The following is a 22,448-nucleotide window of genomic DNA, read 5'->3' as shown; positions in this document are numbered from 1 at the left end:
ATCGCTCGAAGCTAGGACCGTCGAAAACCGCTGTCAATGGCTCGAGCAGATTTTCCTCTGAAACAGGTGCTACATACGCGGGAGGGATTGAAGAGCCGTGTGAGTCCGTGAGAGCCGGATAATCTGTCCGGCATGGCGACGACCCGGTTCTCGCTCAGAGCTACTCCCCGAGCCTCGGCGTACGGTCCTCTTCCGGCCGATCAGGCTCGCGATCCCCAGCACTGCAGGCACAGCGATCCCGACCGGTAACGCTCCTCCGGTGTCGAGGGTCTCGCGACGTGAGGCCGTGACGTGGACCGGCGATGCAACCCCGCGGTCAGTCGGACGAGTCGTGGGCCGATCCGACTGCCGCGGTCAGTCGACTACCGCGGGCGGGGCGCCCTTGTCGACGAGGGGTGTCTTCTCGCGTTTGCGGGGGAGCATGAGGGCCGGTATCAAGGTGAGGGCTACCAGCACCCAGGCGACCCAGAAGGTGTGTGCGAACGCCGCGGCGGCGTCGACCAGCCCGCTCGCGATCGCGGCGGGGTCGATATGGAGCGGGGCGAGGCTCGCCGGCTGAGTGTTGGACAGGATGGCCGCTTGGGTCTCGCGGAGGCCTTCGCCCAGCCCGGGGACGTTCTGCGTACCGGGGATGATCGGCGAGTCGTTGAGCTGATTGGTGAGGATGACCGACATCGTCGCGACGCCGCAGGAGGAGGCGATCTGCTGGGTGATGTTCAGCAGGGTGGAGCCGCGCGCGACCTGAGGGCGGGAGAGCGTCTTCAGCGCCGAGGTGAACAACGGCATCATCGTGGCGCCCATCCCGAAGCCCATCACGACCAGCATGGCGATGATCTGGGGGTACGGCGTCGTCGCCGTGAGCTGGGTCAGGCCGAACATGCCAATGACGATCAGGATGAGCCCGACGGGCACGATCCGGCCCACCGGCACCTTGTCCACGAGCCTCCCGGCGATCGGCATGGTCACCATGGCGCCGAGTCCCTGCGGCGCCACCAGGAGACCCGCCTGCAGCGTGGACTCGCCGCGGACCTGCTGGAAATAGGTGGGCACCAGCAGCAGCCCGCCGAAGAACGCCGCGGCGAACAGGAACATCGTGATGATCGAGACGGTGAGGTTGCGGTTGCGGAACAGCCGGAGGTCGAGCAAGGGGTGCTCCGGCCGGAAGGAGTGCCAGACGAACGCGGCCATCAGCAGCACCCCGGCCAGCATCGAGACCCATACCCGTGGGGCAGTGAAGTCACCGTTCTCGGCGGGCAGGGAGGACACGCCGAAGAGGAACAAGGCGAGACCGGGGGACATCAGCAACACTCCGACGACGTCGAGCGACTCCGAGCGCTCTGGGCTGTCTTTGGCCAGCGCGAACCAGGCGTAGATCAGGGCGAACGCGCCAAGCGGTACGTTGATGAGGAAGATCCAGTGCCAGCTCGCCACCTGGATCAGCCAGCCGCCCAGGATCGGTCCCAGGATCGGGCCGAGCAGCATGGGCACCCCGAGGATGGCCATCAGCCGTCCCATCCGGTGTGGCCCCGCGGCCCGGGTCATGATCGTCATGCCGAGTGGCATCAGCATGCCGCCACCCAGTCCCTGCAGGACGCGGAAGGCGATGAGCATGTCGATGCTCGACGCGGTGGCACAGAGAGCGGACCCGGCGGTGAAGAGGAAGATCGCGGTCATGTAGAGCCGCTTGGTGCCGAACCGGTCAGCCGCCCATCCGGTCAGCGGAATCACGGTCGCGAGCGCGAGCGTGTACGCAGTGACCGTCCAGGCGACATGGGAGTAGGTGACAGGGTTGTCGGGCGAGCCGAACTCGTCCTGGAAGGTCGGCAAGGCGACGTTGACCACGGTGATGTCGAGGATCGACATGATCGCGCCCAATACGACGACACCGGCGATCTTCAGTACGGCGGCATCGATGTGATCGGGGTGTTCGGAATGGGTCGCTGGCTGGCTCATTGTGTCCCCCTGGCACGAATCACGACCTTCCCGAGACTACGCGCCCATCCTCCGCGGGCACGAGCCGCTCTCGGGTTGTTTCGATTCGCTGTCTCGCGATTACCACCAGCCATTTTGGGGCCGGCCGCGGTTACCCGGTGACGATGTTGACGAGCCGCCCGGGCACCACGATCACCCGCTGGACCTGGGCGTCGGCCAGCACGCGGACCACCTGAGCGTCGGCCAGCACCAGCGCCACGGTGCTCGCCCTGTCGGCGTCGGCAGGCAGCACGGTCGTCGCCCGCACCTTGCCGTTCACCTGCACCGCGATCTCCACCGTCTCAGTCGTCAGCAGGGTCGGGTCGGCGACCGGGAAGGTCTCCCACGCCAGCGACCCTGCATGCCCCAGCCGCGACCACAGCTCCTCGGCGACGTGCGGCGCAAGAGGGGCCAGCATCAGCAGCAGTGGCTCGACGACCTCCCGCGGTGCTCCTCCGGCCGCACCCCATCGCGTGGTCAGGTGGTTGTTCAGCTCGGTGATGCGGGCGATCGCGGTGTTGAAGCGCAGCGTCTCCATGCCCTCGCGCACGGCCGCGATGGTCCGGTGCAGCTGCCGCCGGGTCTCCTCGTCGGCCGGGTCCGAAGAGACCCGCGGCGAACCGGTCTCCTCGTCGACGACGTTGCGCCAGACCCGCTGGAGTAGCCGGTAGACACCGATGACCGCCTTGTTGTCCCACGGCCGGGACTGCTCCAGCGGCCCAGTGAACATCTCGTACAGCCGCAGCGTGTCCGCGCCGTACTCGGCGTACATCTCATCCGGGGCGACGGAGTTCTTCAGGCTCTTCCCCATCTTGCCGAACTCGCGGGTGACCGGCCGGCCCTCGTAGCTGAAGCTGCCGTCGACCTCGGTGACCTGCGCCGCCGGCACGTAGAAGCCGCGCTCGTCGGCGTACGCGGCGGCCTGGATGTAGCCCTGGTTGAACAGCCGGGCGAACGGCTCGGACGCCGACACGTGCCCCAGGTCGTACAGCACCTTCTGCCAGAAGCGCGCGTACAGCAGGTGCAGTACGGCGTGCTCGACGCCGCCGACGTACAGGTCGACGCCGCCGGTCGGGTTGTCGGCGTTCGGCCCCATCCAGTACCGCTCGACCTCCGGGTCGACGAAGCGGTCGCGGTTGGCCGGGTCCAGGTAGCGGATCTCGTACCAGCAGGAACCGGCCCACTGCGGCATCGTGTTGGTCTCGCGGTGGTACTTCTTCAGCCCGTCGCCCAGATCCAGCTCGACCTCGACCCAGTCCGCCAGCCGGGACAGCGGCGGCTCCGGCTCTGAGTCGGCCGCGTCCGGGCCGTCGTACGTACGCGGCGAGAAGTCCGTCATCTCAGGCAGTTCGACCGGCAGCATCGACTCGGGTAGCGGTACCGGCAGCCCGTGCTCGTCGTACACGATCGGGAACGGCTCGCCCCAGTACCGCTGTCGGCTGAACAGCCAGTCCCGCAGCTTGTACGTGATCGCCGCCTCGCCCCGGCCCTGCACCTGCAGCCAGGCTGTGATCCGGGCGATCGCCTCCTCCTTGCCCAGTCCGTTCAGGGAGACGTCGGAGTTCGCAGAGGCGACCAGGACGCCGTCGCCGGCGTACGCCTCCGGCCACTCGGCGGGCGGGGTGTCCCGGCCGATCCGGTGCCGCTCGTCCCACTCGGCTGGCGGCTCGACCACCTTGACGACGGGTAGATGGAACTTCTGCGCGAACTCCAGGTCCCGCTGATCGTGTGCGGGCACCGCCATGATCGCGCCGCTGCCGTACCCCATCAGCACGTAGTCGGCGACGAAGATCGGCACCTGCTCTCCGTTGACCGGGTTCAGCGCAGTTGACCCGGTGAAGACGCCGGTCTTGTCTCGGCCCTCGGTCTGCCGCTCCAGTTCTGAGCGCTGCGAGGCTGCCTTACGGTACTCGGCCACGGCCCTGCCCGGCGTCGCTGCGCCCCCGGTCCATTCCGGATGTACGCCGTCCGGCCACCGGTCGGCCGTTACCTCGTCCACCAGCGGGTGCTCCGGGGCCAGAACCAGGTAGGTGGCGCCGAACAGTGTGTCCGGTCGGGTAGTGAAGACCTCGACGTCGCCACCGGGCGAGCCGAAGCGGACCCGAGCTCCGGCGGACCGGCCGATCCAGTTGCGCTGCATCTGGGCCACCGACTCCGGCCAGTCGACGGAGTCCAGGTCGTCGATCAGCCGGTCCGCGAACGCGGTGATCCGCAGCATCCACTGAGTCAGCGGCCGCCGGTAGACCTGGAAGTTTCCGCGCTCGCTACGGCCGTCGGGGGTGACCTCCTCGTTGGCCAGCACGGTGCCGAGGCCTGGGCACCAGTTGACGACCGCATCCGATCGGTACGCCAGCCGGTGTGCGTCCACCACCTGCCGGCGCTCCACTGTGGACAGCTCGGGCCACGGCCGGCCGAACGGGTTGGTCCCCTCGGCCGGCTCCCGGGCCCGGGCGTCCAAGTCGGCCCAGAGCTCGGCGACCGGGCGGGCCTTTCTCGCGGCCGGGTCGTACCAGGCGTCGAAGATCCGCAGGAAGATCCATTGGGTCCAGCGGTAGAAGTCGACGTCCGTGGTGGCAACGCTGCGGCGCAGGTCGTGGCCCAGGCCCAGTCGGCGCAGTTGCCGCCGGTAGGTCCGGATGTTGGCCTCGGTGGTGTCTCGGGGGTGTTGCCCGGTCTCCACCGCGTACTGCTCGGCGGGCAGGCCGAACGCGTCGAAGCCCATCGTGTGCAGCACGTTGGCCCCGGACATCCGCAGGTAGCGGGCATAGACGTCGGTACCGATGTATCCCAACGGGTGGCCGACGTGCAGCCCCTCGCCGCTCGGGTACGGGAACATGTCCAGCACGTAGCGGCGCGGCCGGCCGGCGACCTCGTCGAAGCCGTCGGACAGTGGGCCGGTCGGGTTGGAGGCATGGAATGTGCCCTCCCGCTCCCACCGCTCCTGCCAGGCGGTCTCGATCCGCCTGGCCAACGCCGCGGTGTAGCGGTGCGAAGGGACACCCGCCGTCGGTGTCTCCGTGGTCCCGTCGACTACTTCGCCCATCGTGGTCGCTCCATGGTCGGCCCCGGACACGAAAAGAGCCCCCGTAGTCTGAACTGCTCCACGAGGGCTCGCCGCACTGACCGGAATCTGTCAGCGCGGCCCGGTAAGGAGGCGGCGGATGCTCACCCGTCGATGGTAGCGCGCACAACCGAGCACGAACCGCCTCGCCAACGGTGCCCAGTCGCCCCCGACGAGTTCACGCTCGACGACCGCGGGCGGGAGGTGATTCAGGTGGGATTGACGGCGATCAGGACTTTTCCGACCATGCCGCTCTCCACGGCGGCATGCGCGGCCGCTGTGTCTTCGAGCGAGTAGCGGTGGAGCGGGAGGCCGGCCTGCTCGCCGACACGGAGGGCGCCATCCTCGATCGCCTGGTTGATGTCTGCGGCCGCGGCCGTGATCCGGTCCCAGCCGACCGTGTACAGCAGGACGAACTGGTAGCGCGCGTTGAGGCCCATGTTTCGCCCAACCTCCAGCTCGACCGGGGAGCCGCCGTCGTTCGCGTAGATCGAGATCGTCCCGCGCGGGCGGAGGACGGCCAGGTCGAGCTGTGCGTTGGCGCCCGCCGCGACTTCGACCACGAGGTCGACGCCATCGGCAGCGATACGCCTGATCGCCTCGGCCGGGTCCGACTGCCGGTAGTTGATCACGTGGTGTGCCCCGGCGGCCGTCGCCAGCCGCGCCTTCGCCTCCTGGCTGACGGTCGTGATGACTTCCGCACCCGCCCACCGAGCGAGTTGGATCGCCGCGTTCCCCACGGCACCCGCGCCACCTGCGACCAGAATCTTTCGGCCGGCCAGTGCATTCGGCGTCAACCGGGCTGGGCCGTCCTCGCCGACCGTCAGTGCTCGGTGGGCGGTGATCGCCGGGATCCCGATGGCGGCGCCCAGCTCGAAGTCCGCGCCGACTGGCAGTGGGAAGACGCGTTCAGCGGGTACGACGGTGTAGTCCTGCGCGGTGCCGCCCGCCGGTCGTCCGTCGCCGGCCAGGGTGACCCAGACGCGGTCGCCCACGCTGAGGCCGTTCACACCGCCGCCGACCGCATCGACGACTCCGGCGCCGTCGTGGTTCGGAGTCGTTGCCTCCGCCGGCGCTCCGCCGAATGTGCCACTGCGTGACTTCCAGTCGGTCGGATTCACGCCGGACACCACCACGCGGACACGCACCTCGCCGTACCCCGGGTCAGGGATCGGCAGATCCACCAACTCGAGCACAGACGGATCGCCGCTTCGCACGTACCTGATTGCTCTCATACTCCTTTGTAGCCGCATACGCCCTCAGACTGCGCTCGCGCGGTGCCCTGTGAGATCGCGTCGTAGACGAGAGCCGATGGGCGAACGCCGCGCCCGGTACGGCGAGGTCGTGCAGCAACCGCGGATCGCCGTACGCGTTCTCCACGGACAGCGGATGCTACGGGAGCCTAGGAACGGACGGCTGCGCCATCGTTCCGCCATTGCCAGCGTCGCCTGCTCCACGTCAGACTATTCTCGAAACCTGGCCAGGCGCTCGCCGGATAATGAAGAGGTTCATCTTGGACGGAGTCGGGGGAATAGCCGAGAACCTGATCGCTGCGGCGATCGGAGGTGGCTTGGCAACGGGATGGCGTCTGATCCGAAAGCGCACCAGTTCGAAGGATGTCCGCGCGATGTGGGCGCCCTTTCTCACGGAGCCTTCGTGCATCGTTGAGGGAATCTTGAGCCCGAGGTTACTTTGCGAGAGCTTCCCTGACTCGGTATCTCCACGCCACCGAGATGTTGCCCTCAGCCTGCTTCCCGACCTCGAGCGCTATGTCGGCGAGCAGGAAGCGTCGGGGCTGATGGGGAAGGGTGACCATGAGGCGATCGTCCGAATCCAGGCAGGGCTTGCAAGAGTCGGACTGCGGGCGACGCTACCCGTCCGATCGGACCATGAACTGGGCGAGCACAGGTTGGACAATCTCATCGTGGTCGGCGGTCCGGACGTCAACGTCGTCACGAAAGACTTGCTCACACGACTTCGCTGCGAGCTGGTGATCTCGAGAGGCGAGCATGATCGAAATGTCGTCGAGGATCTGCGGCACGGAATACACTACAGCACGAAGTATGACAACAGTCACCTGCAAGACTACGGAATCATTGTCAAAGCGCCTAGCCCTTATCAAAGCGGGAAAGTTGTCGTCATCGTCGCCGGAGCTTATGGACACGGATGCATAGCGGCCGGACATTTAGCGGTCACCGCGGTGAAGGAGTTGTCCGACTACGGCAGGAGATACTCCCGAGGGTTCGAATGTGTTGTGTCGCATCGGCGGACAGGCGAGACTTCGAGTCCGATCGAGGAGAACTCGATCCTCTTTGCCCGCGAGATACATTCAAGTTGATCCCACCCCCAGACAGGGGACTTCGAGACGCGGCACTGATGGCGAGCCGATCGATGTGGGCACTCGGGGTCAGTCGAAGTAGGGGGTTGAGGGGCGCTCGAGGTAGTTGGCGATGCGCCGCGTCATCGAGCGATCCATTGTGAGGTCGGCCACCGAGCGGATTCGACCCATTGGACCTCAGTGCTCTCGCTGCTGGGTGTTCGCGTCGCCGGCGATGAAGCGTGCGTGAGGAGGATCGAGAACTCTTGCCCGGGCCTCCCTGTTGCTGGTGTAGAGGATGATGTGTTGCCAGCTCTCCGGTTGCCGGTGGCAACGTTCACCAGAAACACAACAGGCGGCACACTGTGCCGCCTGCAGGAGATGCAACAACTGTTTCAGCATCCGAGGGGGGACACGCACCTTAACCCTCCACGCATCAGCCTCGACCTCTGAGCGTTGAGAGATGGCCCTCGTGGGGGCCTTCCCGAACAGCCATCACGCTGACACCGCTAGACGTGAGCGACTCGCTGGATGTTGGCAAGCGTTTGCCGGGCTGCATAGGCTGAGGCAGTCGAAATGTTGCCGAGTTGGGAGGAGTACGGGTGACTTCCACCCACGCTGTCAGGTTCGCCGCCGTCGGGCTTGATCACGCGCATATCTTCGGTCAGATCGCGGGCCTCGTCGGGGCCGGTGCGGAGTTCGTCGGGATGTCAACCGACGATCCGTCGGCCGCGATCGCGACCCGGGTCCGGGAGCGGTATCCGGAGGTTCCGGTGGTCGAGAGTCCGGACGACCTGATCGGTCGGGACGGGATCGACTTGATCGTGACCGCCGCCGTACCGGATCGACGGGGGCCGATCGCCGTCGCGGCCTTGCGGGCCGGCAAGGACGTCGTGACCGACAAGCCCGGCTGTGTCAGTTTTGATCAGCTGGAGGAGATCGAGAAGGCGGTCGGCCAGAGCGGGCGGTTCTGGTCGGTGACGTTCTCCGAGCGGTTCGAGGTGCCCAGCGTGATCAAGGCCGGTGAACTGGTCCGCGAGGGCCGGATCGGGACCGTGGTGCAGACCCTCGGGATCGGGCCGCACCGCGTCGGGGACCGCGGTCACCTCGGCGGTGGAGCCGGCCGGCCGGACTGGTTCTACGACAAGAACCGGTACGGCGGCATCCTCACCGACCTCGCCTCCCACCAGATCGACCAGTTTCTCTGGTTCACCGGTGCACGGACCGCCGAGGTCGTGACCAGCACGGTGGGGAACTTCGCCAACCCCGATGAGCCTGGCCTGGAGGATTTCGGTGAGATTCTGCTGCGCAGCGACAACGCCCAGGGTTACATCCGGGTCGACTGGTACACGCCAGACGGTCTGCCGACCTGGGGCGACGGCCGCCTGATGATCCTCGGCACCGACGGCTACATCGAGCTCCGCAAGTACGTCGACATCGCGGGCCGGGACGGTGGCGACCACCTCTTCCTGGTCAATCAGGAAGGTACGCAGTACATCGACTGCTCACAGGTCAAGACCACGTACTACTCCGACCTCGTTCGCGACGTACGGGAACGAACCACCTCGGCCGCGCCGCAGGAGCACACCTTCGAAACCATGCGCCTGGCCTTGACGGCCCAGCAGCAGGCGTCTGTCCGCGGAGCGGCGCGATGATCTAGTGCAATGGTTCAGGAGTCGGGCGACTCGGGGGGGGCTCCGTGGATCAGGAGGGCGGCCGGTTGGGATTGACGTCGTACGCCGGGACCGAGGTTCGGCGGCGCAGTGCCGGGGCGACAGCCCGCTGCGCGGCGAACAGCAACAGTCCGGTCGCCAAGCATGCCGTCCACAGCGCGGTTCGCCCTGCGTGGTCGAGCAGCGCGGTGCCGAGCAGCGGCCCCAGTACGGCGCCCAGGCTCCAGGTGGTGGACGCGACCCCCATGTATCGGCCGCGTAGGTCGGCCGGCGCAAGGCCGGCGAAGGTGGCGCCGAACAGGACGGAAACGCCGATCTGGCCGAGGGTCCACACGATGATCGACCCGGCATAGGCGGCGCCGCTGTGCACCGCGGCGCTGAGTCCGCCACCGACGCCGACCAACAGCATGGAAGCCGCCAGAACCGAGGCAGTGTCTCGGCCGTCGAGCAGCCGTACCGCAATCGGCTGGACGACGACGATCGCGATGCCGTTCAGGGCGAGCACCGCACTGTAGGCCCCAGGACCGTGGCCGTCGCCGGCCATGACAAGAGGGAGCGTCGAGAACGACTGAAGGAACATCGTGAAGTAGACGACGTGGATCGCCACCATCGCGAGCATCAACGGATCGAGCCGCAGGACCGGTAGCAGCGCCCGCCGGGTCGCCTTCCTCGTCGGCGGACGGGTCTCGGGGACATGTCGCCAGACAATCAGCGCCGCCAGGACCGAGGCCGCCGCATTGATCCAGAACAGGATGCCGTATCCCTGTCGGACCAGAACCCCAGCGGCCACCGTCGAGACGGTGAAGCCGAGATTGGCCGCCCAGAAGAGCAGACCGTAGGCAGGGAGCCGCTCCTGCGCGGGCAGGTCGGCCACGGCAGCCGATCCCACCGGGCGGAACAGTTCCGCCATCAGCCCGACCCCGACGGCAGCCGCACAGATCGCCGGCAACGTTTTCGCCGAGCCGAGCGCGATCAGTGCGACGGCTGTGCCCAGGAACCCGACCAACATGGCATTGCGCCGGCCGATCCGGTCGCCCAGCCAGCCGCCCAACAACTGCGAGCCGATGTCTCCGACGCCGACCGCTGCGATGACCGCCCCGGCCGTCGTCGGCGAGAGTCCGACCTCCTGAGTCAGATAGAGCACCAGGAACGATCGCGCCATCCCACCGGCCCGAGCCACGAAGTGAGTTGCCGTGAGCGCGCGCACCAGGCTCGAATGCCTCGACCGTGCCCGAGGCGGTCGGGACTCGATAGCCGGCGTGACAGCTGCCGGTGTGCCGTTGGTTGTCATGTTTCTGACGTTAGGATCGCATTCGCATCGTGAAAAGCGATTGTTTGTGATCGCGTCGATCGCTTTCACCTATACTTGAGTTCATGGTCGACGTGGAACTGCGGCACCTGGCGACGATGGCTGCCATCGTCGAGGAGGGCACGTTCGGGCGCGCGGGCACGCGGCTCGGCTACACGCAATCGACGATCAGTCAGCAGATCGCCGCGTTGGAGAAGTCCGTCGGCGGCGCGCTGTTCGAGCGGCCGGGCGGTCCGAGGCCGGTACGGATCACACCGCTCGGCGCCGTGGTCCTCGAGCAGGGACGCGAACTGCTGGCGAGGGCCGAGGCACTGGCCGATGCCGTTGAGCGCTTCAAGGCCGGCGATGGCCGGATCGACATCGGCACGTTCCAGAGCGTGTCGAGCGTGATCCTGCCCTCGGTGGTACGGCGATTGCGTGACGAGCACCCCGCCTGCGAGATCAGGCTGTCCGAGGTGCCGGCGGATCCGCCGATCGGCGACCTGGACCTGTTGTTCTACGACCGACGAATCGACGGCGACCTCGAGCACGTCAAACTGATCGATGATCCCTACCTGCTGGTGGCCAGACCCGGCGACTTTCCTGACGGCCCGGTCGCACTGAAGCACCTCGATGACCGACCAATGGTGGGCTGCCATCCAACCTGCGACCAGGCGTGGATGGACCGGGCCCTCGCCGATGCTGGTGCACGACCGCGGATCGTCTTCCGCTCCCCGGGCAACGAAACGATTCTGTCGATGGTGCGAGCCGGACTGGGGTGGGCGGTGCTGCCGCGGCTCGCCCTTCAGGGAGCCGAGGCCCGGTCCGACGACCGGCTCGCCATCCACGAACTACGCCCGGCGCCGACTCGCGGGATCTATCTCCACTGGCCGGCCGGATCTTCCCAGTCCCCACTGGCCGTGCGAGCGATCGAGATCGCCACCGAGATCGCTGCCGAGGTTTCAGCCGACCTGACGAGCAGTTGAGGCTTCTCGTGGCGGGCCAACAAGTTGTAGGCGCCTGCCACCCATGGCTCCGGTAGGGGAGGTGTCAGCCGAGGCCGGATCGGGCGACGACGTTGGTGATGCTGATGCGAACTGCGGTGAAGCCTTCCTGTACGAATGATTCAGCGAATTCCTCTGCGGGTTGAGCGGGGTAGTAGCGGCCGGCGATACCCGCGGCGACGTGTTTGATCTGGTCTGGCTCGGCAGAGGTTCGTGCATGTCCTTCGATGGTCACGAAGCTGTAGGGCTGCCGCTCATCGCTGACGCAGACTGCGATGCGCTGGTCACGGGCCAGGCTCTTGCCTTTGATGCTCCCGGGCGATAGGGCGAAGGCGAGTTCATCGCCGTCGAGGATGAAGCAGACCGGGGTGACATGGGGTCGCCCGTCGGCGCGGGTGAGGGCGATGTGGGCAAGCCTTGTTCCCGCTGTGACGAAGGATCGCCATTCGCTGGCGGTCATTGTTGTCATTGGTGTGTTCCCCTTCGTTCGATCGTGCGATTCCCACCAGTCGTCGGCCGGTACGGGGTGCGAGGTCACGTGCGGTCGGAGCATCTAGAAGCGCCAGCGGGTGGCGCTGAACCCCGTCTCCTTACCGAATGCGAACACCTGTGCCGGCTCAACCGCGTAGACGTGCCGAGGATCGTTGAGGGCGGTGTCGGCCGGATCGTAGAACTCGCCAGCTCTGACGAACGGATGCCACCACGGATACTTGGCCGGAAACAGGTCCGCAACCTTCTGCAGTCGGGCTGCGTTCCGAATGAGATGGGCGGCGCCTTCGAGAACAAAGTCGACGTCATGACCGGGCACTGTGACCGCGCAACCGTTGTTCCGCACGAGGTTGCGGGCCTTGCGGGCATTCCGGAAGGTGACGAAACAGACCGTTCCTTCGAGCGATACGCCCAGCACCGGCACCACGTGCGGCCGCCCATCCGGGTCGGTAGTTGCGAGCAGGAAGTCCTCCGCCTCGGCCACGCGCGTCTGCACGTCCGCCCAGCTGAGCGCTGTCAGGGGTGTGCCGCGAGGGCTGGACAGTTGCTCGGGAGCCGGTTCCAACTCTGCCATGTTCCGCTCCTTAGTCCGCCGCGGGTGGCCAGCCTGACCGTGCCGTACGTTCGTCATATCAATGACACTAGGTTCGTCAGCGCATTGAGAAAAACGATGGTTTCCGATCAAATCGATCGCCCCGGGCAATGCAATGGCTCGTGGCTGACGTCGAGCAGCCCAACAAGCCCGGGGTGCAGCGCGTCGGCCTCCGCGGGGATGTCCGTGTTCGCCTGGAGGCGCGGGGTTGTTGCCGTGCGCTGTTTAGGCCGGTGGGTGACGGGACGGGGACTGGGGGCGTGCGTTGACCAGGCCGTCCCTGACGGCGGTGAGCAGCGTGAGGGTGGCGTCGAGATGCGTGTCGTCGTGGCCCGCGGCCTCGCCGACGGCGGTCGCCCACTCGTGCCTGGCCAGGGCGTAGTTGGCTCGGCCGTGTTCTGTCGGGCTGACGGTGACGCCGCGGCCGTCGGCCGGGTTGGCCTGCCGCTGGATCAGGCCTTTGTGCTCCAGGCCGCGCAGAGTCGTGGACAGGTTGGTGCGCTGGAGTCCGGTGGCGGCCGCGATCTGGCTGGGCGCAGCTGCTGACTCGTCCTTGAGCAGGTAGCGCATCACCATGCCTTCGGACTGAGTCAAACCGACCGCCTCCGCGTCGGTGTAGCCGCGGTACTGCAGTTCCCTGCTGATGACCAACGCCAGGTCGGCGAGGTCGGCCCAGCTGTCCTCGCCGGCTGACCTGCGGTCCCGGCGGCTTGGTCGTCGCGATGGGTTCTTCGTCACATCGCCAGCATAGTTGATTGCCTGTCCATAGTTATGAGGACATACTAATTCTCGTCAGATAGTTATCGACTCATAGTTAGTTGGAGCAGCAATGGCCGTCACTCTCTCCGCCCGGCGGGCCGCGCATCCGTCGCCGCGCGCGGTTGCGCTGTCCGGCGGGCTGCACCCGGCGGGTGTGTTCTTCCTGCTCGCTGGCGCGTTCCTGCCGATCATGGACTTCTTCATCACCAACGTCGCTCTGCCGAGCATCGACGCCTCGCTGCACGCGTCGGCCTCCGAACTCGAGCTGATCATCGCCGGCTATGGCGTCGCGTACGCCGCCCTCCTGGTCCTCGGCGGCCGGCTCGGCGACCGCTTCGGCCGTCACCGGATCTTCCTCGGCGCACTCGTCGGCTTCATCGTGGCTTCGGCGGTGTGCGGTTTCGCGCCGACCGTCGGCGTACTGATCGCTGCCCGCATCGTGCAAGGCGCGACCGCTGCGTTGCTGGTCCCGCAGGTGCTTGCGACCTTCCATCACACCCTCGAGCACGAGCGCAAGGCGCGGGCTCTTGCCTTGTACGGCGCCACGTCCGGCATCGCGGCCGTGGTCGGGCAACTCGTCGGCGGACTGCTGGTCAGCGCGGACATCGCCGGGGCGTCGTGGCGGCCGATCTTCCTGGTCAATGTGCCGATCGGCCTGGTGGTGCTCGTCGTCGCAGCCCGCATCGTGCCCAACACTCGTTCCGATCACCCGGTAGGGGTCGACCTGCCCGGCACCGTGTTGTTCGCTGCGACGCTGACCGCCGTCCTGGTGCCGCTCACCGAAGGACATTCACTGGGTTGGCCATGGTGGACGTGGGCAATGATCGGCCTCGCGGTCCTCCTCGGGATCGCAACTGCCGTGGTGGAGCGGCGCGCGGAGCAGCGTGGCCAGATCCCGCTGCTGCCACCGTCGCTGCTCAAGCTGCCGTCGATGTCGCGTGGTCTGGTGATGGTGTTCGCGTTCAGCATCGGCTTCGGCGCATTCATGTTCGTCTTCGCCCTGACCGTCCAGGACGGCCTGCACGAGGACGCACTGCACGGCGGCCTGGCGATCCTGCCGATGGCGTTGTTGTTCTTCCTTGGTTCACTGTTCGCGCCGAAGGCAATCAGCCGCTTCGGGCGGGCCGCGCTGTCGGTTGGCGCGGTCATCCAGCTTGCCGGTCTCGCCTCACTGGTCGCCGTCGTGGTCGACCGCTGGCCGCACGTCCGCCTGTGGGACATGGCGGTCCCGCTCGCGCTGGCCGGTGCCGGGCAGTCGATGCTGTTCGCCGGCTTGTTCCGCAGTGTGCTGGCCGACGTACCGACTCATCTCGGCGGGGTCGGCAGCGGCGTACTGATCACACTCCAGCAAAGCGGTCTCGCGCTCGGGGTGGCCACCCTCGGCACGCTCTACATCGCTCGCGCGGAGCACAACACTCCCCATGCGTTCGCCACCGTCGAGTACGTGCAGCTGGTCATCATCGCCCTGCTCGCGGTCGGCGCCGCCGCATTGCCGCGGTTCACCAGGGCCGCTGCCGACGCACCTGTGATCGACGCCTGAGAGGTCACCATGACAACCACCTTCCACCTCGCACCGAAGATCGGTCTGGACACCGCGGCCGAGCTGGCCGCCCAGCTGCGGATCGACTCGATCCGCTCCAGTACGGCGGCAGGCTCGGGCCATCCGAGCTCGAGCATGTCCGCGGCCGACTTGCTCGCCGTACTCGTCACCCGGCATCTGCGCTACGACTGGGACGAACCGCATGCCTTGGGCAACGACCATCTGATCTTCTCCAAGGGGCATGCTTCGCCGTTGCTGTACTCGGTGTTCAAAGCCGTGGGCGTGGTCGGCGAGGACGAGCTGATGACCGGCTATCGTCGATTCGGTCAACGGCTGCAGGGACATCCCACTCCGGCCCTGCCCTGGGTCGACGTGGCTACTGGCTCACTCGGACAGGGCCTGCCTGACGGCGTCGGTATCGCCTTGGCCGGCAAGTACCTCGATCGGCTGTCGTACCGGGTCTGGGTGCTGTGCGGTGACAGTGAAGTCGCCGAAGGCTCCATCTGGGAGGCGTTGGACAAAGCCGCGTACTACGGGCTGTCCAATCTCACCGCCATCGTCGATGTCAATCGTCTCGGTCAGCGAGGCCCGACCGCCCTCGGCTGGAACCTCGACGCATACGCACGGCGGGCCGAGGCCTTCGGTGCCCGCGTCCTCGTCATCGACGGCCACGACCTGGCTGCCATCGATGACGCCTTGACCACAGTCGAGATGACGGTGGGGGAGCAGCCCACGGTGATCCTCGCCAGGACCGTGAAAGGCCGCGGCTTCTCCGAGGTCGAGGACAGCCCCGACTGGCACGGGAAGCCGTTCCCGCCCGACATGGCCGAACGCGCGATCGCCGAGTTGGGCGGAATCCGTGGCCTCGCGCTGCGTGGGCCGCTCCCGGGCCCGATGCCGGCGCCGCAGCCGGCGAGTCAGACTGCAACCGCACCACGACCCCGGTACGGCGTCGGAACGATCGTGGCCACTCGCAAGGCGTACGGCGACGCACTCATCGCGCTCGGCGCCCGCGACCCGCGCGTCGTCGTGCTGGACGCGGAAGTGGGCAACTCCACCTACGCCGCGGACTTCGCGCACGCCCACCCCGATCGCTTCTTCGAGATGTTCATCGCGGAGCAGCAGTTGGTGGCGGCTGCGACCGGCTTGGCCGTGCGGGGCTATCGCCCGTTCGCCTCGACCTTCGCGGCGTTCCTGACTCGGGCGTACGACTTCATCCGGATGGGTGCCGTCTCGGGCGTCGATGTGCGGCTGGTCGGCTCGCACGCCGGCGTCGAGATCGGCGCTGATGGGCCGTCCCAGATGGCCTTGGAGGACATCGCCATGTTCCGCGCTGTCCACGGTTCGACCGTGCTCTATCCCTGCGACGCGACGAGCACTGTAGCTCTAGTCGACGCATTGGCGACCAGGCAGGGCATCAGCTATCTGCGCACTACTCGCGGCGCGTACCCGGTGCTGTACCCCGACGGCGAGACGTTCCCGATCGGCGGCGCCAAAGTACTTCGATCCAGCGACCACGACGACGTCACTCTCATCGGCGCCGGGGTCACCGTGCACGGTTGCCTCCAGGCGGCCGACGTACTGCTGGAGCACGGCATCCAAGCCCGCGTCATCGACTGCTACTCGGTCAAGCCGATCGACACCGTCACCCTCACCAGGGCGGCGACCGCGACGTCGGGGCGGATCGTTGTCGCCGAGGACCACCACCCGGAGGGCGGGTTGTGCTCCGCTGTGACCGATGCGTTGCTGGCCGCCGGACAGAGCAACCTGTCGATCGCCCACCTCGCCGTACGCGAGCAGCCGGGTTCCGGGTCCGCCGCCGAGCTGCTCAGCTGGGCCGGCCTCGATGCCGACCACATAGTCGTTGCCGCGCGCAACCTCGTCGGATCCCGCCGGCACCTGCCGCCGGTCGTACCCGAGGAGTCCTGATGAGCCTGCTCGACCTGTCGCGGTGGCAGTTCGTCATCACCGTGATGTTCCACATGACGTTCCCGGCCATCACGGTCGGGCTGTCGATCCTGCTGAGCGTCCTCTACGGGATGTACTGGAAGACCCGCAAGGCGGTGTATCTGCAGATGTTCCGGTTCTGGCGGCGCGTCTTCGCGGTCGGATTCGCGATCGGCGTCGTGGCCGGCATCGTCATCACTTTCGAGCTGGGACTGAACTGGGGCGTCTACGCGGCCAAGACCGGTCCGATCATCGGCCCGATCATCGGGATGGAAGTCGTCACCGCGTTCTTCGTCGAAGCCGGGTTCATCGGTGTCCTGTTGTACGGCGACGGCCGGGTCAGGCACGGCACGATGTTCGCCTCGACGGTGATGGTGTCGCTCGGCACGGTCCTGTCCTCCACCTGGATCATCGCCGCCAACTCCTGGATGCAGACGCCGGCCGGGTTCGTCGTCCGGAACGGGCGGTTCGAGCCGACCGACTGGGTGCACACGATCTTCAACCCGTCGTTCGTCTGGCGGTGGCCGCACATGGTGCTCGCCGTCCTGATCTCCGCCGCCTTCTTCGTGGCCGGCATCGGCGCGTACTACCTGGTCAAGGGACGGGCGTTGCCGTTCGCCCGCCGGTCCGTGTCCATCGCACTGGGGATCGCGGCGATGTTGGTCCCGGTCCAGATCTTCGTCGGTGACCACACGGCAGGCGCGGTGCTGCCGCACCAGTTGTCCAAGCTGGAAGCCCTGGAAGGCAACTGGACCGAAGGCAACACCGGCTTCGTTCTCTTCGCGATCCCCGACCAGCAGGCCGAGCGCAACCTCGTGGAACTGAACATCCCGTGCCTGGGCAGCGCGATCAACCGGGACCTCACCTGTCAGACGGCAATCCCCGGGCTCGAGCTGACGCCGAAGGCCGATCGACCGGACATGGCCGCGGTCTTCTGGGGGTTCCGGGTCATGTTCCTGGCCGCGCTGCTGATGTTCGGCACCGTCTTCTACGCGACGATCCTGCGTCTGCGCCGAAAACTGTGGACCTCAAGACGCTTCCACCGATTCCTGCTCTGGACGACACCCGTGGGCATCCTCGCGATCCTGGGCGGCTGGGCCACCGCCGAGACGGGTCGTCAGCCGTGGGTCGTGTTCGGTCAACTGCGCACCGCGGACGCGCTCTCGCACCTGGCACCCGGCGAGCTCGTGTTCTCTGTGGTGGGCTTCTCGTTGCTCTACGTCGTGATGCTGGTCGCGTACATCGCCTACATCGTGCACACCGTGCGGATCGGCCCTGACCAGGTCGGCCCCGACGAACGACACCCGGCCCTCGACTCAGTGCCAACGGCGAGTCTGGCCGGCGGGAGGGCGAACTGATGGCCACGATCTGGTTCCTGGTCATCCTGCTGTGTCTGCTGATGTACGTCGTACTGGACGGCTACGACCTGGGAATCGGCATCGCCTCCTTGATCGAACCGGACGCGAACCATCGGCACGAGATGCTCGAGCAGGTCGCACAGGCCTGGGACGGCAACGAGACCTGGCTGGTGCTGCTCGGGGTCAGCCTGTGGGCCGGCTTCCCGGCAGCCTTCGGCACGGTCCTCCCGCACGCCTATCTGCCGGTGATCGTCATGCTGTTCGCGCTGATCGTTCGCGGCGTCAGTGTGGAGATGGCCTCACAGGCTCATCCCGCGCCCCGCTGGGAACGAGCGTTCGGCATCGCCTCGCTGATCGCGGCGCTTGCTCAGGGCATCGCCGTTGCGACCCTGACAGCGCACCTGACCGTGGCGGACGGGGCATTCTCCGGTTCGCCCTTCGGCGCGATCAGTTGGTTCTCCGCGCTGTCGGCCGTGACCGTCACCTGTGGCTACCTGGCACTGGGGTACGCCTACACCAAGTGGAAGGCGACCGGTGAACTCCGTGCCCGAGCTGGGCACGGCGGCGCAATCAGCGCAGTCCTGGCGTCGCTGCTTGCGGTCGGGTGCCTCATCGCCGTGAGTGCGACCGCCACGCCATTGAGCCTGCACGGTCCGGCGAGGGTCATCGCCTTCACCGGAGTCCTGCTGTTTGCCGTGGCCGGCGCGGTGATGAGCGTGATGACCTTGCGCCCGACTTCGCCGTACGACGGCCTCCCGCTCGCGGGCCTGGTCACCACCGTCGTGGCCCTTGTCATTGCCCTGGTGGTGGCCCGCTATCCGGTGCTGGCCTCGCCGGAACTGACGCTTGCGAACACAGCTGCTCCGCCCGGCACGCTGGCGTTTCTCGCGGTCGGGATCGGTCTCAACGTGCCACTGATCCTCTTCTACAACTGGTTCGCCCACCACGCCTTCAGAGGCAAGGCCCCGGCCAACCATCTCTCGAACGGAACGACAGGAGGCGCCTGATGAGCGCTCGAACCCAGGTCGGTCACCCAGTGCGCCGAATGCTCACTCGGACGGTGCTGACGGTTGTCGGAGTCGTCGTCGCCTGGTTGCTCTACTGCGTCTGCCAAGGAATGTTCTCCGGCTATCCCAAGAATCACGGCCATCTGCTCAGCATCGTGGGCATGCTCCTCATTGCCCTCACCGGCGGGATCGCGTGGATCATCGACGAGCACCGGATGCACGATGACGACTGACCAGGCCGGGACGGCGACTGTGGAGGCGCGGGAGTGGCTTGCCGCAGCCGCGACGCCGGGACGTCGGTGGCTGCTCAGTGCCGCCGGCTGCCAGGCGCTGGAGACGGCGTTCACCATCGTTCAGTGGGCTGGTTTGGCATTGATCGCGGGCGATGTTCTCGCCGGCGATCGGCCGAGCCGGCTGGGATTGGCCGTCCTGTTCGGCGGTGGTCTCCTCGCGGCCGGAGCTGCCTGGAGTTCGGCGCGGTTCCAGGCGGTCGGGCGCCAACGAATCGCTCACGCCATTCGGCGGCGCCTGGTGGCCGGACTGCTACCGGCCGGGCAACGGCACACAGAGCCGGACCCCGCGACGGCCGCGCTCGCAACGGTGGAGTTCGCCGATGACATCGCCGACTTCCATGCGCAGAGCCTTCCCCAGCGACGGTCTGCTCCCGTGTCAATGGCGCTGATCCTCGCTATTACCGCGATAGTGCAGTGGCCCGCCGCCGTGATCCTGCTGCTGGCGAGCTTGCTCATCCCGCTGAACATGCGGCTTGCGGGCCTGTTCGCCAAGGAGGGCGCCGACGCCCAGGCAGCGGCCGGCACAAGGCTCGCCGCCGTCGTCCTCGACAGCTTCCGGGGCCTGCCGACGCTGCGGAACCTCGGTGCGCTGGGACGACGCCATTCCGAGCTGGCCCGTGCTGCCGGTGACCTGAACGCCACCACCATCGCGGTCATCCGGCGGGCATCGCTGTCCGGCGCGGTGATGGACGTCGTCATCACCTTCTCGATCGCGGCGAACGCGACGTACATCGGACTCTCGCTGCTCGGCTACGTGCGGATCGGCGCTGCGCCCGGCATGACGTTGTTCCGTGGACTACTCGCTCTTCTGATCTGCCCGATGTACTTCCAGCCGATGCGCGCCATGGCCGCCGCTTTCCACAGCAGGGAACGGGCATTGTCGGCGGTACCGGCGATCACAGGGTTACTGGTCGAGCCTTCATCGAGTGCCGAACGTGTGCCGCCCTCTGGCGAACGTGTAACTGTTGTCTTGGACAACGTCTCTCTCCGCTTTCCTGCGGCCGACGAGCCGACGCTGCAGGGACTGAACCTGACCGTTCATGCGGGATCGTGGACGGCCGTGGCCGGACCGTCGGGCGCCGGCAAGACCACGTTGCTGTCGCTGATTGCCGGAGTACGCGCGCCGAGTCACGGGACCGTCCGGTGGCTGACCCCGACCGGAGCGTCAGCACCGTGGCTCGGCGGCTGTGCCTGGATCGGTCAGCAGACGGTACTGCTCCCGGGATCGATCGGCGACAACATCCGGATCGGACGACCGGATGCCAGCCGGGTGGACATCGAGCAGGCGGTCGCCGCCGCTGGGCTGGCTGAGGTCGTCGCACGACTTCCGCGCGGACTGGACACGCCGCTGGGGGAGGGCGGCTGGGGTCTGTCGACCGGCGAGGCACGACGGATCGCGATCGCCCGCGCGTTCCTCAGCGATGCGGGACTTTGGGTCCTGGACGAGCCGACCGCGCATCTTGACGCAGACACCGAGTCCCAGATCATCGTTGCCCTACGCAACGCCACCCAGGGCCGCACGGTCATTGTGGCCACGCATTCGGCGGCTCTCACGCGCTCCGCCGACCTCCTGTTCGGTCTCACCGACGGGACGGTCCACAGCGTCCGGGAGGCGACGCGGGTATGAAAGCGAAGACACTCGCATCGTTCGGGATGCTGCTGGCCGTTCTCGCGGAGGCCTGCTCCGTCGGGCTTCTCGGACTCTCCGGATGGTTCATCGCCGCTTCAGCTGTGGCCGGAGCCGGCGCCTACAGTGCGTTCTCCTACCTCGCGCCCAGCGGTGGGGTGCGCGCGTTCGCGCTGGGCAGGATCGCGACCGGTTATGCCAACCGGGTCGTCCTGCACGCCGCGGCACTACGCCGAATCGGCACTGCCAGGCTCGCCGTGTACGACCAAGCCTCCAGATCCGAAGGCACCGGTTGGTCCGGCCAGTCGCTGGACCGGGTCATGGCCGACGCGGACACCACTGGCATGGCGATCATCCAGGCCGCTGCGCCCGTGGTCGTCGCCGCGGTGATGACCGCGGGAGGCTGCGTTGCCATCGTCCTCGCCGGCTATCCGCTCGCGGCGTTGACGTTGGCCGCAGCCGTGATCGCTTGCGCCCTGCTCGCCGTGGCTTCTGCACGCCGGATGGATGACACGACCCGCACCCGTGGTCTGCTGCGGACCGAACTCGTGACCGCGGTCGAGGCATGGCCCGAGATGGCGTCACTGGGCGCCACAGACCAGCTGGCGCATCGCACTCTGCAACGCCTGGCCGCCTTCGAGGGCAGACGAAACCGCCACGCGGCAACGACCGCGCGCGCTCTGGGCGGCACGCGTGCAGTGTCGGCTGCCGCGCTGCTGCTCACAGTGCTGATCAGTGCGCGGTCCGGCGCCACAGTTGCGACGGTGGTCTTCGTCGGTCTGCTCACCGCCGGTGTCATGGCCAACGCCGAGCGTCTGGTCGCGGCCGCGAGCGCGTGGGTCCGGTCCCGCCAGGCCGAGGCCCACCTCGCGTCGGTCGGCGAGGACGAGACCCGCCGGCCAGAGGTCGCCACGACCTTCCGGGCGACGTACGACGGTCGCAGCCTCGCAGTCTCCGGATACCAACTGCCCGAGTCACCCACGCGGGATGCACGCGAGATCGCATTCGCCGTCTCCGCCGGCGAAATCCTCGTCATCACCGGCCCGTCCGGCAGCGGAAAGACCACACTCGTCACCGCCATCGCCACAGCGCTCCGGCGACAACCCGGTCCGGCCGTCGTTACCGCCGTACTGGCTGACGACTATCTGTTCACCGGGACGGTCGCCGACAACTTCCGTCTGGCCAACCCCACCGCGAACGACGCCGATGTCACGGACCTGCTCACCGCCATGGCCCTGGACCGCGCCGGAGTGGGACCGCAGACCGGCCTCGGGTCGGGTGCGCGCAGCCTGTCGGGTGGTGAACAGCGCCGACTCCACATCGCCCGCGCCCTCGCCCCCAAACCCGACGTCTTGCTCATCGACGAGCCGACGACCGGCTTGGATACCGACACCGCCGGACACGTTCTGCACGCCGTACGGCGCCAGTTGCCAGAGGCGATCCTGGTTGTGGCCATGCATCAGCCGCCGGCAGATACGCAACCTCTCGGCCCGCACTGGGCCAAGGTGTCAGTCGAATGAGT

General features: G+C 67.3%; 17 protein-coding genes. 10 read left to right on the top strand and 7 right to left on the bottom strand.

From position 1 onward, the window contains the following. Positions 1 to 354: 354 nt before the first annotated feature. From EV652_RS38095 to EV652_RS38085, 3 genes are all read right to left on the bottom strand, one after another. On the bottom strand, positions 355 to 1,953 hold the full coding sequence (locus EV652_RS38095; protein WP_132214752.1) for a DHA2 family efflux MFS transporter permease subunit: 1,599 nt from the start codon (positions 1,951 to 1,953) through the stop codon (positions 355 to 357). Between the two features lie 130 nt (positions 1,954 to 2,083). Then, on the bottom strand, positions 2,084 to 5,014 hold the full coding sequence (gene leuS, locus EV652_RS38090) for a leucine--tRNA ligase (protein WP_132214750.1): 2,931 nt from the start codon (positions 5,012 to 5,014) through the stop codon (positions 2,084 to 2,086). A gap of 227 nt (positions 5,015 to 5,241) precedes the next feature. Continuing rightward, on the bottom strand, positions 5,242 to 6,267 hold the full coding sequence (locus tag EV652_RS38085; protein ID WP_132214748.1) for an NADPH:quinone reductase: 1,026 nt from the start codon (positions 6,265 to 6,267) through the stop codon (positions 5,242 to 5,244). A gap of 263 nt (positions 6,268 to 6,530) precedes the next feature. On the opposite strand from EV652_RS38085, the gene EV652_RS38075 reads away from it, so the two are divergent. Together EV652_RS38075 and EV652_RS38070 are read left to right on the top strand one after the other, a co-directional pair. Continuing rightward, positions 6,531 to 7,370 (top strand): hypothetical protein, encoded by an 840-nt coding sequence (locus EV652_RS38075; RefSeq protein WP_132214746.1) that lies wholly within the window; start codon positions 6,531 to 6,533, stop codon positions 7,368 to 7,370. Between the two features lie 581 nt (positions 7,371 to 7,951). Then, on the top strand, positions 7,952 to 9,004 hold the full coding sequence (locus EV652_RS38070; protein WP_132214744.1) for a Gfo/Idh/MocA family protein: 1,053 nt from the start codon (positions 7,952 to 7,954) through the stop codon (positions 9,002 to 9,004). Positions 9,005 to 9,053: 49 nt separating this feature from the next. On the opposite strand, the gene EV652_RS38065 is transcribed toward EV652_RS38070, so the two are convergent. Further along, on the bottom strand, positions 9,054 to 10,229 hold the full coding sequence (locus EV652_RS38065; protein WP_206752113.1) for an MFS transporter: 1,176 nt from the start codon (positions 10,227 to 10,229) through the stop codon (positions 9,054 to 9,056). A gap of 167 nt (positions 10,230 to 10,396) precedes the next feature. On the opposite strand from EV652_RS38065, the gene EV652_RS38060 reads away from it, so the two are divergent. Next, complete coding sequence (locus tag EV652_RS38060) at positions 10,397 to 11,296, top strand: LysR family transcriptional regulator (RefSeq protein WP_132214740.1); 900 nt, start codon at positions 10,397 to 10,399, stop codon at positions 11,294 to 11,296. A 64-nt stretch (positions 11,297 to 11,360) separates the two neighbouring features. On the opposite strand, the gene EV652_RS38055 is transcribed toward EV652_RS38060, so the two are convergent. The 3 genes from EV652_RS38055 to EV652_RS38045 form a co-directional block, all read right to left on the bottom strand. Beyond that, complete coding sequence (locus EV652_RS38055) at positions 11,361 to 11,783, bottom strand: PPOX class F420-dependent oxidoreductase (RefSeq protein ID WP_242002256.1); 423 nt, start codon at positions 11,781 to 11,783, stop codon at positions 11,361 to 11,363. An 84-nt stretch (positions 11,784 to 11,867) separates the two neighbouring features. Further along, positions 11,868 to 12,377 carry a pyridoxamine 5'-phosphate oxidase family protein gene (locus EV652_RS38050; RefSeq protein ID WP_158441464.1) on the bottom strand — a complete coding sequence of 170 codons (510 nt, stop codon included), beginning with the start codon at positions 12,375 to 12,377 and terminating at the stop codon, positions 11,868 to 11,870. A 243-nt stretch (positions 12,378 to 12,620) separates the two neighbouring features. Further along, positions 12,621 to 13,133 carry a MarR family winged helix-turn-helix transcriptional regulator gene (locus EV652_RS38045; RefSeq protein ID WP_132214737.1) on the bottom strand — a complete coding sequence of 171 codons (513 nt, stop codon included), beginning with the start codon at positions 13,131 to 13,133 and terminating at the stop codon, positions 12,621 to 12,623. A 91-nt stretch (positions 13,134 to 13,224) separates the two neighbouring features. On the opposite strand from EV652_RS38045, the gene EV652_RS38040 reads away from it, so the two are divergent. The 7 genes from EV652_RS38040 to EV652_RS38010 are packed head-to-tail and all read left to right on the top strand — an operon-like array spanning position 13,225 to position 22,446. After that, positions 13,225 to 14,694, top strand: a complete 1,470-nt coding sequence (locus EV652_RS38040; RefSeq protein WP_132214735.1) for an MFS transporter — start codon at positions 13,225 to 13,227, stop codon at positions 14,692 to 14,694. Positions 14,695 to 14,703: 9 nt separating this feature from the next. Next, positions 14,704 to 16,623: a transketolase gene (locus EV652_RS38035; RefSeq protein WP_132214733.1), complete on the top strand. Its 1,920-nt coding sequence runs from the start codon at positions 14,704 to 14,706 to the stop codon at positions 16,621 to 16,623. Then, positions 16,623 to 17,999, top strand: coding sequence for a cytochrome ubiquinol oxidase subunit I (locus EV652_RS38030; RefSeq protein WP_132214731.1), 1,377 nt, complete (start codon positions 16,623 to 16,625; stop codon positions 17,997 to 17,999). The genes EV652_RS38035 and EV652_RS38030 overlap by 1 nt, the downstream gene beginning before the upstream one ends. Continuing rightward, a complete protein-coding gene (locus EV652_RS38025) occupies positions 17,999 to 19,006 on the top strand; it encodes a cytochrome d ubiquinol oxidase subunit II (RefSeq protein ID WP_132214729.1) in 1,008 nt (335 codons plus the stop codon). Before EV652_RS38030 ends, EV652_RS38025 begins: the two co-directional genes overlap by 1 nt. Beyond that, positions 19,006 to 19,239, top strand: a complete 234-nt coding sequence (locus EV652_RS38020) for a hypothetical protein (protein WP_132214727.1) — start codon at positions 19,006 to 19,008, stop codon at positions 19,237 to 19,239. Before EV652_RS38025 ends, EV652_RS38020 begins: the two co-directional genes overlap by 1 nt. Beyond that, the gene (locus EV652_RS38015) at positions 19,229 to 20,926 is read left to right on the top strand and encodes an ABC transporter ATP-binding protein/permease (RefSeq protein ID WP_132214725.1); all 1,698 of its coding nucleotides are present in this window, start codon (positions 19,229 to 19,231) and stop codon (positions 20,924 to 20,926) included. Before EV652_RS38020 ends, EV652_RS38015 begins: the two co-directional genes overlap by 11 nt. Then, a complete protein-coding gene (locus EV652_RS38010; RefSeq protein WP_158441462.1) occupies positions 20,923 to 22,446 on the top strand; it encodes an ATP-binding cassette domain-containing protein in 1,524 nt (507 codons plus the stop codon). Before EV652_RS38015 ends, EV652_RS38010 begins: the two co-directional genes overlap by 4 nt. Positions 22,447 to 22,448 lie beyond the last annotated feature (2 nt).

Source organism: Kribbella steppae (assembly GCF_004342025.1).
GTDB classification, from domain to species: Bacteria; Actinomycetota; Actinomycetes; order Propionibacteriales; family Kribbellaceae; genus Kribbella; species Kribbella steppae.
The sequence above is the reverse complement of the archived record's forward strand: the minus strand, read 5'-3'. Positions and strand labels throughout refer to the sequence as shown.